This window comes from Curvibacter microcysteis (assembly GCF_028649455.1).
GTDB lineage: Bacteria > Pseudomonadota > Gammaproteobacteria > Burkholderiales > Burkholderiaceae_C > Curvibacter > Curvibacter microcysteis.
In genome coordinates, this window is sequence record NZ_JAQSIO010000001.1 from 1,041,957 (window position 1) to 1,053,959 (window position 12,003).

Genomic DNA, 12,003 nt, shown 5'->3' on the forward strand with positions numbered 1-12,003 from the left:
CTGGCTTGTTTGAGAGCGATGGAACACCGCTCTGGGCAGACGCGACGCAGGGCCTCAGGCGGGCTTCATCCAGATGATGCAGCGCTCCACCTCGAGCGTGGGCACCTGCAGTTGTTCCACGTGAAACACCGCCACATCGGCGGGCAAGGCTGCCAGCTCTTCGGCGGGGTGTTTGGCCTTCATGGCCAGCCAGACACTGCCCTCGCCCATCGCCGCGCGCGACCAAGTGACAAAGTCGGGCAACGAGGCAAAGGCTCGGCAGCTGACCACATCAAACGGACCGGTGAGGTTTTCTACCCGAGCGTGTACGCCACGCAGGTTGGGCAGCTTCAGCTCCACCGCCACCTGCTGCACAAAAGCGGCCTTCTTGGCCACCGTGTCCACGCAGCTGACGGCCAACTCGGGGCAGCAAATGGCAAACACCACGCCGGGCAAACCGCCGCCCGAGCCCACGTCCAGCAGGCGGCGCCCTGCCCCACCGAGGCTGGCCAAGTGGCGCTGCAGCGGCGGCACGGCCGCCAGGCTGTCGAGCAGATGGAGGTTGAGCATCTCGGCCGGATCACGCACCGAGGTCAGGTTGTAAACCTTGTTCCACTTCTGGATCAAGGCCATGTAGTCCAGCAGGTGGCCGACCTGGCCATCGCTCAGCGTCAGGCCCAGGGTGTTCAGGCCAGCGCGCAGCGCGGCTTCGTGCGGACGGGCGCTCATGCGTTCACCGCCGTCTCCGGGGTGACGGCAGTGGCCACGGCGTCGGCCGTGAAGCCTTTGAAGCCCCCCTTCTTCAGGTGGATCATCAACAAGGAGATGGCCGCCGGCGTCACGCCCGAAATGCGCGAGGCCAGACCCAGGGTCTCGGGCCGGTGCTTGCTCAGTTTTTGCCGCACTTCAAACGACAAGGCCGTGACCTGACCGTAATCCAGCTCGGGTGGCAGGCGCAGGTTCTCGTAATGGGCGGCGCGCTGAACCTCGTCGCGCTGGCGGTCGATGTAGCCCGAGTACTTGGCGGCAATCTCGATTTGCTCCACCACGGGTTCGTACAAATCGCCCAGCACCTCGGGCAACACCGCCGTGGGCGCGGCCTCGCTGGCCACAGGCAGGTACTTGCCACCGTCCAGCGACATCAGGGCGGTGTAGCTCACATCCGGGCGGCGCAACAGGTCGGCCAGGTTGTATTCATGCTCGATGGACTTGCCCAGCACGCGCTCGGACTCAGCGGCCGGCAGGTTGCGCGGGTTCACCCAGGTGCCGCGCAGGCGCTCTGTTTCACGTGAAACAGCCTCCTGCTTGCGGCTGAAGGCGGCCCAGCGCTCGTCGTCGACCAGGCCCATGCGGCGACCGGCTTCGGTCAGGCGCATGTCGGCGTTGTCCTCACGCAGTTGCAAACGGAACTCGGCGCGACTGGTGAACATGCGGTAGGGCTCGGTCACGCCCTTGGTGATCAGGTCGTCCACCAGCACACCCAGGTAGGCCTCGTCGCGGCGCGGCAGCCAGGCGGCTTCGCCCCGGCATTGCAAAGCGGCATTGATGCCGGCGAACAGGCCTTGGGCAGCGGCTTCTTCGTAGCCCGTGGTGCCATTGATCTGGCCCGCAAAGAACAGGCCCTCGATCTGGCGCGTCTCGAAGCTGCTCTTGAGCGAGCGCGGATCGAAGTAGTCGTACTCGATGGCATAGCCCGGGCGCAGGATGTGGGCGTTCTCCAGCCCCACCATGCTGCGCACCAGGTCGTACTGGATGTCAAACGGCAGGCTGGTGCTGATGCCGTTGGGGTAGTACTCGTGGGTGGTCAGACCTTCAGGCTCCAGGAAGATCTGGTGGCTGTCCTTGTCGGCAAAGCGGTTGATCTTGTCTTCCACGCTGGGGCAGTAGCGCGGGCCAATGCCTTCGATCTTGCCCGTGAACATGGGGCTGCGGTCAAAGCCGCTGCGGATGATGTCGTGCGTGCGCGCATTGGTGTGGGTGATCCAGCACGGCATTTGCTGCGGGTGCATGGACGCCTTGCCCATGAAGCTGAACACCGGCACCGGGCCTGGCAGGCCACCCGGCACACCATCGCCGGGCTGTTCGGTGCATTTGCTGAAGTCGATGCTGCGGCCGTCGATGCGCGGCGGGGTGCCGGTTTTCAGGCGGCCTTGCGGCAGCTTCAACTCCTTGAGGCGCGCCGACAGCGTGACCGCCGGCGGATCACCCGCGCGGCCAGCGGCGTAGTTGTTCAGACCGACGTGGATCTTGCCATCCAGGAAGGTGCCTGCCGTCAGCACCACCGTGCGAGCGCGGAAGCGGATGCCCACCTGGGTCACCGCGCCCACCACGCGCTTGCCTTCGACCATCAGGTCGTCCACCGCCTGCTGGAACAGCCACAGATTGGGCTGGTTCTCCAGGCGTTGGCGGATCGCCGCTTTGTACAGAATGCGGTCGGCCTGGGCACGGGTGGCGCGCACAGCCGGGCCCTTGGAGCTGTTGAGGATGCGAAACTGAATACCGCCCTCATCCGTGGCCAAGCCCATGGCGCCACCCAGGGCGTCCACTTCCTTGACCAGGTGGCCTTTGCCAATGCCACCAATCGAGGGGTTGCAACTCATCTGCCCCAGGGTCTCGATGTTGTGCGAGAGCAGCAGGGTTTTGCAGCCCATGCGGGCAGCGGCCAGGGCCGCCTCGGTGCCGGCATGGCCTCCGCCGACGACGATGACATCGAATTCTTGTGGGTACAACATGGTGGGTGCGGGGCTCGTGAAGCCCAAGACAGACGAGGCCACTGCAAAGGCTTGCAGCGGAGGGCCGGAGGCCCGAAAGCCTGGATTTTACCGGGGCTGCCCCGCCAGCGCGAATCACCCGCCAAAACCCCGCCCCCAGTGCGGCCCGCCAGGGCTGCAGCGTGTCGGCCTCACAATGGCGGCCATGACGATTTCCGCCCTGCCCTGCGCACCTGCGCCTCGCCAACGCCCGCCCCAAGCTGGTCAGAGACCGCACGCCACCAGCCCCGTGTTTCACGTGAAACACCCACACCCTCCGGAGGCTTGAGATGGATTGCCGACCTGGCTGCGGGGCCTGCTGCACCGCCCCCTCCATCAGCAGCGCCATCCCCGGCATGCCGCAGGGCAAGCCCGCCAACACACCTTGCATCCAGCTGGGCCCGGACAAGCGCTGCCTGATCTTTGGCCACCCTGAGCGCCCTGCTGTCTGCGCCCAACTTCAACCCTCGGCCGAGATGTGCGGCCTCAATCAGGCCCAGGCACTGCACTACCTGCAGCGTCTGGAGCAGCTGACCCAGCCGGATCGCTGAGCTGGGAAGTACCCTCCGTCAACCCCAAACCGCCACGCGCCCGGGCCGAAGCGCGCAGGCTTTGCAAGAGGCTCAAGGCCTGCTCGTGGTCGTAGCGTCGCAGCATCAGGTCCATGCGGGCCGCCGCCTCGCCAAAGGCTTGGGCCAAAGACGGCGCATGCTCCCGAAACAAGGACGCCGCATCGAACGCCCCCTCGCGCAAGGCCTGCTCCAGCTGGTCCAGCAAAGCCGGCGTCAGCTCAGGCACCAGCCCCGGGCCCTGCGGGTCACCGGCAGCGACGAGGTCGGACGCCGGGTCCGGCGCCTCTCCCCCAGCCTCCAGCGCCAGCCAGCGACCCAGCACGCGGTACAGGGTGGGCGGGTCCACGGGTTTGGCCACAAAGTCGTCCATGCCCGCCTCCAGGCAGGACGCACGCACCTCGGCAAACGCGTTGGCGGTCATGGCCACGATGGGCAACTGCCGGCAGGCCGGCATGGCGCGCAGGATGCGGGTGGCCTGCAAGCCATCCATGCCGGGCATCTGCAAATCCATCAGCACCAGGTCGGGCAAGGCGGGCAAGCCAGCCTCGAGCTGCTGCACCGCGCTCAGGCCGGAGTCGGCGCACACCACCTGCAAGCCGGCCGAGCTCAACAGCTCGCTGGCCACCTCGAGGTTGACGGCGTTGTCCTCCACCAGCAGCACCCGGGCCGGAGCAAAGCGCGGCTGGCGCTCCTGGCCCGCCCACTGCTGAGGCAAGGCGCGCAAGCTGTCGCGCACCGGGCTGACCAGCAACAGCAGGTTGTCCAGCAAGGTGGAGCTGGACACCGGCTTCTCCAACACCAGGGGCACACCCAGGGACTGGGCCTCCTCGCGCACCTGGCGGTCAGGGGCCGCACTGACCAACAGGCAGGCCGGGGCGCTCAGGCCATGCTGGGCGCGCAAGGCGCGGATGGTCTGCAAGCCGTCCATGCCCGGCATCAGCCAGTCCAGCAACACCACCTGGTAGGGGTCGCCCGCAGCCTCGGCCTGGCCGGTCAAGGCCAAGGCCGCCTGGCCGGAGTCGGCGGCATCGGCACGCAGGCCCAGCTGGCGCAGCATGTCGGTCAAGGCCTCTCGGGCCTCGCGCAGGTCATCCACCAGCAGCGCCCGCAGGCCGACCAGGCCCTGCAAGGACAGCGGCTCAGGCTCCACCGTCGCGGCCTGCAACTGCACCGTGATCCAAAAGCTGCTGCCCTGCCCCGGCGTGCTGACCACCCCCACCTCGCCCCCCATCAGCTGCACCAGGTGGCGCGTGATGGCCAGGCCCAGGCCGGTGCCCCCAAAGCGGCGGGTGGTGGACGAATCGGCCTGTTCAAAGGCACTGAACATGTGGTCCAGGCGATCGGGCGCGATGCCAATTCCGGTGTCGATCACATCAAAGCGCAGCTGCAGGCCGGCGGCCTCGCCTGCCGCCGCAGGCACGGACCTGCATCGCGCCCGCAACAGCACCGACCCGCGCTCGGTGAACTTGACCGCATTGCTGAGCAAATTGAGCAGGGCCTGCGACAGCCGGGTCGGGTCGCCCCGCGCCATGCGCGGCAAGCCCTCGGTGTCCAACACCAGCTCCAGGCCTTTTTCGCGCGCACGGTCCAGCACCAGGGAGCAGGTGCGTGACAGCAAGGTGTCCAGCGCAAAGTCCATGGCTTCCAGGGACAGCTTGCCCGCCTCGATCTTGGACAGGTCCAGGATGTCGCTGATGATGCCCAGCAGGTGGCGCGCCGCATCGTCCACCTTGCCCAGGCGCTCGCGCGCCACCGGGTCGTTCAGGTCGCGCTGCATCAGGTAAGTCAGGCCGATGATGGCGTTCATCGGGGTGCGGATCTCGTGGCTCATGTTGGCCAGGAAGGCGCCCTTGGCGCGCGCTGCGCCCTCGGCCCGGTCGCGCGCCTGGGCCAGTTCCTCGTTGAGCTCATGCAGGCGCTGGCCGGTTTGCTTGAGCTCGGTGATGTCGGTGGCCAGGACGAAAAAGCCCTGCACCACGCCATCGCGCCAATCCGGGGTGTAGTGCAGTTGCGTGATGGCAAAGCGGCCGCTCGCACTGGTCTCGGCCCGCTCAAAATGCTGAGGCTCTCCCGCCAAGGCGCGCGCCACCGGCTCGCCCAGGCGCTGGCGGCGCTCAGGGCCAAAAATCTCGTCCAGGCCCTGGCCTGTGACCACGTCTCGGTCCAGGCCAAACCAATCACAAAAACCCTTGTTGACGAACTTGCAGCGCAGATCAGCGCTCCAGTAGGCCACCCGGCCGGGGATGTTGTCAGCCACCAAGCGCAAGAACTGCTCGGTCTCGCGCAGGCTTTGGTTGAGCGCCTGCTGGCGTGCCTCGGCCTCTTTGAGGGGGGAGATATTGGTGGCAAAGAAGTAATAGCCCAGCACCTCGTCGCCGCGCCGGTCGGGCAAACGGGTGACCAAGAAATGGGCTGAACGGTTCTCCCCACCGGGCATTTCATAGTCGCCGGTTTGCGCTTCTCCCGCCAAGATGCGCTCAATTTGCGGCTTCTGGCGCTGAAAAAAGTCTTCACCCAGGACTTCGCTGACGGTCTTGCCCAACACCTCCTCGGCGCGTCGACCAAACCAGTTCAGGTAAGCGCGGTTGGCAAACCGCAAGCGCAGTTCGCGGTCCCAATAGGCCACCAGCTCGGGCTGGTTGTCGGTCACCACCTGGGCCCGTGTTTCGCTGGCCAGGCGCGCCTCCACGGCCTGGTGCAGGTCGCGCGTGCGGGCCTCCACCAGGCTTTCCAGGCGGTCTCGGTGCTGGGCCAGCTCGGCGGCGGTTCGGCGCGCCTCAGAGACATCGGTGAAGGACAACAGCACCCCGTCCAGCGCCCCGCTGACCGGGTCGTGCAGGGGCTCGGCATTCACGTTGAGCCACAGGCGTTCCCCATCGCTGCGGGCACAACCCAGCAAGACGTTGTGCACCGGGGTCTGGGTGAGCAGCACGCGGCTCAGGGGCAAGGCCTCCAGGGTCAAGGTCTGCTCGGCCTCGTCCACCACGTCCCAGAGCTCCAGGGGCCAGGTCACCATCTCCTCCACGCGGTGACCCAGGATGCGCTCGGCCGACGGGTTGCAAGCCACGATCTGGCGTGTCACGGAAAACACCAGCACCCCCTCGCTGAGCGCCGACACGATGGTGCGGTGCCGCAACTCGCTTTCAGTCAAGCGCCGCAGCACCGCTGCACGCACCCGGTCCGAGCGCAGCATGGCCTGGCTGATCGCCAGCCACAGCAGCAAAGAGGCCCCCAGCGCCATGTAAAAGGCCTGGTTCAGGCGCCGGGACAGTTGATCGGTGCGCTGCTCCAACCAGCGCTCCAGGCGCTCGGCCTCGTCCTGCAAGCGGTGCAGGGCCAGGCGCAGGGGCAGGTCTTGCGCGGCGGGCCGCCCCGCCACGCGCTGTGCCAGCAGCCCCCGCACCTGCACCAACTCGGATGGCAAACCCAACTCAACCGGGGCAGGCTCGGGCAGCTTTTGCAGGACCTGCTCGTACTCGCGCAAGGCCTGACCCAACAAGACCTCGCCCCGGCTGGCCTGCCAGGGCGTGTCCGGGCCGCCGGCCAGGGTCAGGTGCAAAAAGCCTTGCACCAGGTCATCGTGCGCTTGGGACAGGGCCTGCAAACGCTGGTGCGCCAAGGCCAGGCGGTGTTGCTGGTAAGCGTGCAGACCGCCCATGGTAGCGCACACCAGGATCGAGGTCATGACCAACACCACCAGCCGCCGAGGCACCCGGTAACGCGTCAGAAGAGGGGTCCGGGGGGCAGAGTTCATGGTCTCAATCGCTGCGGATCGCTGAAGAGGGGTGAGGCAGGTCTTCGGCGCCCAGGCCGAAGCGGTTCAAGAGCTGCACATGCGCGGCTTGGCCCAACCAGGCCGCCTGGGCCTGATTCCAACGCGCTTGCAACGCACGGTCCTCGGGGTGGAAGGCAAACGCCACCCGATCGGCATCGGGGGCACAAGGGCCGGGGCTGCTCAGGGCGGCGGCCAGGGGCGCGGGCCCATCGCCATGAGCTGGCAAGGCCAACAAGCGGCCCGAAGGCTCAGCCGCCAGGAGACGCACGGTGGGCCAAGACAAAGCCAGCGCGGGCGCCAGCCCTTGCAAGACCGCCAGCTGGCCCGACTTCGCATCGGGCAGGGCCAGCAACTCGCCCCGGCTGGCCAGGCGACTGGCCTCGACCGAGCCCTGCACCACCGCAATGCGAAAGCCATGCTGGTCGAGCATGTCCTCGTAGCGCCCCCCCAGGCGCAAGGGGTTGTCGCGGCGCACCAACCAGCCCGGGCGCACGCACAAGGAGGGGTCAGAGAACAGCACCTGCCGGCTGCGCTCCGGGGTGATGAACAAGCCCGAGGCCACCACATCGAAGCGGCGCGCACGCAAGCCGCTGATCAGCTTGTCAACCTCGGTGTGCACCCACTCAATGGGTGGCAAGCCTGCCGCTGCGGCAATCAGGCGGGCCGACTCGGGTGACTCGCCCGTGACCTCGCCGCGGGGCCCCAGGTCGGCATAGGGCGCCTCCAGCGCGTAACCCACCCGCAGCACCCCGGCCGCCTCCACGCGCTGCACCGAACCGTCGTGCCACAGCCGCCAGGCCCCCAGCATGGCGAGGGCGGCCACCACCAGCAAGAAAGCCCAGCCCCACAGCCGCCCAGGTCCCGCCGTTGCCGCCAAGGGCCGGGACGCCTCCAGGCCCGGCCCGCGACTCAAGCAGCGCCTCCTAAGCTGGTGTACTTGGCGGTGACGGCTTCCTCGGTGTCGAGGTAGCGCTCGGCCACGGCACAGAACTCCAGGTAACAGGCCTCGAAAGCGGCACACACATCGGGGTCGAACTGGCGCCCGGAATCGGCCAGGATCAGCTCGCGCGCCGCCTCGAAAGAAAACGGCGGCTTGTAGACCCGGCGCGAAATCAGCGCGTCAAACACATCGGCCAGGGCCATCAGGCGCGCCGCCACGGGGATGTCTTCACCCGCCAGGCCATCGGGGTAGCCCTGGCCGTCCCAGCGCTCGTGGTGGTGGCGGGCGATCTGCTTGGCATAGGCCAGAAAGTCGATCGGTGGTCCGCCCTCGTCGGCCAGGTCCTGCTCGGCGCGCTCGATGGCGGTGGCGCCCAGCAAGGCGTGGGTCTTCATCAGCGTCCACTCCTCCGGGTTGAGCTTGCCGGGCTTGAGCAGCACCTGGTCGGGGATGCCGACCTTGCCGATGTCGTGCAGCGGCGCCGACTTGGCGATCTTGTCGATGGCCAGCGGACTGAGCTCCGCCGCAAACCGCGGGTGCGGCGCCAGGTGCTCCCCCAACAGGCGCACATAGGACTGGGTGCGCAGCAAGTGGTTGCCGGTTTCGGGGTCGCGCGTTTCAGCCAGCCGGGCCAGCGCGTGGATGCTGATGTGCTGGATGCGCTGGTTCTCCGCCATGCGGCGCGCCACCTCGGCCTCCAGGCTGGCGTTCTGGCGCGCCAACAGGTCGCGCGCGCGCTTGAGCTCCAGCTGGGTCTTCACCCGCGCCTTGACGATGGCCGGGCGCAGTGGCTTGGTGATGTAGTCCAGCGCCCCCAGGGCCAGGCCGTGGGCTTCGTCGGCGGTGTCGTCCATGGCGGTGACAAACAGCACGGGGATGTGGCGCAGCGCGGGGTCGGCCTGCAGTTGGCGCAAAACCTCCAGGCCATCCATGCCGGGCATCATGACGTCGAGCAGGATCAGGTCAGGCTGGGGCTCGCTGGCCGCCAGGCGCAGGGCTGCCGGGCCTGAATTGGCCGCCCGCACGCGGTAGTCGGCCTGCAGCAGCTCCCCCAGCACGGTCAGGTTGTCCGGCATGTCGTCCACCACGAGCACCACCGGGCGGTCGCTGACCTCGTCGCGCTCGCTCATGAGTTTCTCCCCGAGTGTGATAGTTGTCGATTCATTATGGGTGTCTGCGCCTACTCTGAAAAGCAGGGTCACACCAATACAGTCGTACATTGATAAAAACCGACCGTCTTGATCAAGCCCCGTTCCAAGCCCTCAAGACCCCTGCGGCAAAGGCTGCTGGCGCCAGGCCAAGCCGGCCCCCAGCCACAAGGCCAGGGCTGAAAACACCAGGCCGCGCAACAAGCCGCCAGGCCCGTCGGCGATCCAGCCCACCGCCGTGGGCCCCAGGATCTGCCCCGCCGCAAACACCACCGTGAACGCCGTGATGCCCGCCCCCCACAGCGGCGCGGGCAGGTTGTGCCGCACCAGGGCCGTGGTCGACGCCACCACCGACAAGAACACCCCGCCAAACAACAGCCCCGAGGCCAGCAAGGCCGGCCACCAATCGGTGCACACCGGGATGATGGCCGCCACGCCCAGCAAGGCGTTCAAAGTGGCGAGCGCGCCACCGCCCCGGGCCCGGTCCAGCAAACCCGCCCACAGCCGGGACGACGCCAGCACCGCCAAGCCCAGCAAGGCATAGAACAGCGTGATGCGCGGCGCCGCCACGCCTTGCTCGCGCAGCAGCGCCACCACAAAAGTCATGTAGCCGATGTAGCCCACGCCAAAAGCGGTGTAGCCCAGCAAGGCCGGCGCCAGCGGCCGCCAGTCCAGCCGTGGCGGGCGGGGGGCCGAGGCCGCTGCGGGTGGCAGCAGTTGCGCCAGGCGACGGGCCGGCCAGGCCAGCACCCCGCTGGCCAACACACTGGCCAAAGCCAGCGCCCACCAGGCATAGCGCCAGGCATGGGCCTGCGCCGCAGCGGCGTCCAACACCACCGGCACCAGGAAGGCCGACAACACAATGCCAAAGCCCGTGCCCCCGTAATAAAGCCCGAGCAACCAGCCCGCCCGGCGCGGCTGCAAAGCCCCCAGCCGGGCCGCCAGCAAGCCACCCGCGACAAACACCAGGGCGCTGGCCGCGCCCGCCAACAGGCGCTGCAGCAGCAAGGGCCCCGCCTCGGTGACCCAGCCACTCCAGGCCATGAAGCCGCTGGCCAGCAGCGCCCCGCCCAGCAGCAGCCGAGCGGGCCCATGGCGGCGCAACAGCGCCGGCATGGCCAGGGCGCCGAGCAAATAACCCAGGGCATTGGCGGTGTTCATGCCGCCCGCCAGCGCGTAAGACCAGTCCAGGTCGGCGCGCATGGTGGGCAGCAACAGCCCATAAGAAAACCGCGTGATGCCCAGCGACACCGCCGCCCCCAGCGACAAGGCCAAAGCCAGCGCGGTGGCAGGCAGGGAGGGGTCGCCCGTGGGGCCGAGGCCGGGGTCGGGGGCGGGTGCGGAGGTGGGCACAGCGGCAGCGGCTGGCGCCGCCCCGGGCACCGCGGGGGATGAGGCCATGGGGAGTGTCTCCGTCCGCCGTGTTGGCGGTTCTTGTGCCACCACTGTAGGGCCTGCCGCGCCAGCCCGCTCACCGCGGGTGACACGCCGGTGGCGGCGCCGAGGCGACAGGCCCCTGCCTAGCACCTTGTGCATGATCTTGCACAAGCGAGCTCTTTCACGGCGGGCTACGCTGTGCCCTGGAGTTTGAGCGTCCCATCCCCATCTGCTCAACCACTGTTTCTCAGGAACCCTTTTCCCATGACCACTCTGTTCGATCCCGTCCAAGCCGGCAGCCTGCACCTGGCCAACCGCATCGCCATGGCCCCGCTGACGCGCAACCGCGCCCCAGGCGCCGTGCCCGCGGCCATCACCGCCACCTACTACGCCCAGCGCGCCAGCGCCGGCCTGCTGATCACCGAAGCCACCGCCATCAGCCACCAAGGCCAGGGCTATGCCGACGTGCCCGGCCTGTACGCACCCGAGCAGATCGAAGGCTGGAAGAAAGTCACCTCGGCCGTGCACGCGGCCGGCGGCAAGATCGTGGTCCAGCTGTGGCACGTGGGCCGCGTCTCGCACACCGACCTGCAACCCCACAACGGGGCTCCCGTCGCGCCCTCGGCCCTCCGCGCCAACACCAAGACCGTGCTGATCAAGGACGGCGTGCCCGGCTTTGTCGACACCTCCACCCCGCGCGCGCTTGAACTCAGTGAGCTGCCCGGCATCGTCGAAGACTACCGCCTGGCCGCCCGCGCCGCCATCGAGGCTGGCTTTGACGGCGTGGAAATCCACGCCGCCAACGGCTACCTGATCGACCAGTTCCTCAAGACCGGCAGCAACCAGCGCACCGACACTTACGGCGGCTCCATCGAGAACCGCGCCCGCCTGCTGCTCGAAGTCACGCGCGCCATCACGGCCGAAATCGGTGGCGACAAGACCGGCATCCGCCTCTCGCCCGTGACCCCGGCCAACGACGTCATCGACGCCGACCCGCAGCCCCTGTTCGAGTACGTGCTGCGCGAGCTGGCCCCGCTGGGCCTGGCCTATGTGCACGTCATCGAAGGCGCCACCGGCGGCCCGCGCGAGCTGGCCGACCGCCCCTTCGACTACGTCGCCGCCAAGACCGCCTACCGCAGCGCCGGTGGTCAGGCCGCCTGGATGGTGAACAACAGCTACACCCGTGAACTGGCCGACGCCGCCGTGGCCGCGGGCGCCGACATCGTGGCCTTTGGCCGCCCCTTCATCGCCAACCCCGACCTGGTGGAGCGCCTGCGCCGCAACGGCCCCTACAACGAAGGCAACCGCGCCACCTACTACGGCGGCGGCGAAGCGGGTTACACCGACTACCCCACGCTGTGAGGCGCTGAACCCGGGCCCGCCCGGGCCGGGCGCGGTGCAGCGCGCCTGTTCAGCAGCCGCCTGAGGCAGAATTCAGACCATCGGGTTCAGGTCTGATTCA

General features: G+C 68.2%; 8 protein-coding genes. 2 read left to right on the forward strand and 6 right to left on the reverse strand.

The annotated features are described in order from the left end of the window. Positions 1–54: 54 nt before the first annotated feature. Together rsmG and mnmG are read right to left on the reverse strand one after the other, a co-directional pair. A complete protein-coding gene (gene rsmG, locus PSQ39_RS04720) occupies positions 55–708 on the reverse strand; it encodes a 16S rRNA (guanine(527)-N(7))-methyltransferase RsmG (protein ID WP_273925516.1) in 654 nt (217 codons plus the stop codon). Then, a complete protein-coding gene (mnmG, locus tag PSQ39_RS04725; RefSeq protein ID WP_273925517.1) occupies positions 705–2,711 on the reverse strand; it encodes a tRNA uridine-5-carboxymethylaminomethyl(34) synthesis enzyme MnmG in 2,007 nt (668 codons plus the stop codon). Before mnmG ends, rsmG begins: the two co-directional genes overlap by 4 nt. A 308-nt stretch (positions 2,712–3,019) precedes the next feature. On the opposite strand from mnmG, the gene PSQ39_RS04730 reads away from it, so the two are divergent. Further along, positions 3,020–3,280 carry a YkgJ family cysteine cluster protein gene (locus PSQ39_RS04730; protein WP_273925518.1) on the forward strand — a complete coding sequence of 87 codons (261 nt, stop codon included), beginning with the start codon at positions 3,020–3,022 and terminating at the stop codon, positions 3,278–3,280. Here PSQ39_RS04730 and PSQ39_RS04735 read toward each other — a convergent pair. The 4 genes from PSQ39_RS04735 to PSQ39_RS04750 all read right to left on the reverse strand — a co-directional run bounded on the left by PSQ39_RS04735 (position 3,216) and on the right by PSQ39_RS04750 (position 10,565). Further along, the gene (locus PSQ39_RS04735) at positions 3,216–7,055 is read right to left on the reverse strand and encodes a PAS domain-containing hybrid sensor histidine kinase/response regulator (protein ID WP_273925519.1); all 3,840 of its coding nucleotides are present in this window, start codon (positions 7,053–7,055) and stop codon (positions 3,216–3,218) included. The genes PSQ39_RS04730 and PSQ39_RS04735 overlap by 65 nt on opposite strands. Positions 7,056–7,059: 4 nt before the next feature. Further along, positions 7,060–7,989 (reverse strand): transporter substrate-binding domain-containing protein, encoded by a 930-nt coding sequence (locus PSQ39_RS04740; protein WP_273925520.1) that lies wholly within the window; start codon positions 7,987–7,989, stop codon positions 7,060–7,062. After that, positions 7,986–9,146 carry an HD-GYP domain-containing protein gene (locus PSQ39_RS04745; RefSeq protein WP_273925521.1) on the reverse strand — a complete coding sequence of 387 codons (1,161 nt, stop codon included), beginning with the start codon at positions 9,144–9,146 and terminating at the stop codon, positions 7,986–7,988. The genes PSQ39_RS04740 and PSQ39_RS04745 overlap by 4 nt, the downstream gene beginning before the upstream one ends. 132 nt (positions 9,147–9,278) lie before the next feature. Next, the gene (locus PSQ39_RS04750; protein ID WP_273925522.1) at positions 9,279–10,565 is read right to left on the reverse strand and encodes a YbfB/YjiJ family MFS transporter; all 1,287 of its coding nucleotides are present in this window, start codon (positions 10,563–10,565) and stop codon (positions 9,279–9,281) included. Positions 10,566–10,805: 240 nt separating this feature from the next. Between PSQ39_RS04750 and PSQ39_RS04755 the strand changes: the two genes are divergently transcribed. Further along, the gene (locus tag PSQ39_RS04755) at positions 10,806–11,903 is read left to right on the forward strand and encodes an alkene reductase (RefSeq protein ID WP_273925523.1); all 1,098 of its coding nucleotides are present in this window, start codon (positions 10,806–10,808) and stop codon (positions 11,901–11,903) included. The last annotated feature ends 100 nt before the right edge of the window (positions 11,904–12,003 follow it).

Bases quoted from the DNA above. Each gene is read 5' to 3' on its own strand.
- PSQ39_RS04745 (WP_273925521.1), bottom strand. From the start codon at position 9,146: ATGAGCGAGCGCGACGAGGTCAGCGACCGCCCGGTGGTGCTCGTGGTG.
- PSQ39_RS04730 (WP_273925518.1), top strand. From the start codon at position 3,020: ATGGATTGCCGACCTGGCTGCGGGGCCTGCTGCACCGCCCCCTCCATC.
- PSQ39_RS04750 (WP_273925522.1), bottom strand. From the start codon at position 10,565: ATGGCCTCATCCCCCGCGGTGCCCGGGGCGGCGCCAGCCGCTGCCGCT.
- rsmG (WP_273925516.1), bottom strand. From the start codon at position 708: ATGAGCGCCCGTCCGCACGAAGCCGCGCTGCGCGCTGGCCTGAACACC.
- PSQ39_RS04755 (WP_273925523.1), top strand. From the start codon at position 10,806: ATGACCACTCTGTTCGATCCCGTCCAAGCCGGCAGCCTGCACCTGGCC.
- PSQ39_RS04735 (WP_273925519.1), bottom strand. From the start codon at position 7,055: ATGAACTCTGCCCCCCGGACCCCTCTTCTGACGCGTTACCGGGTGCCT.
- mnmG (WP_273925517.1), bottom strand. From the start codon at position 2,711: ATGTTGTACCCACAAGAATTCGATGTCATCGTCGTCGGCGGAGGCCAT.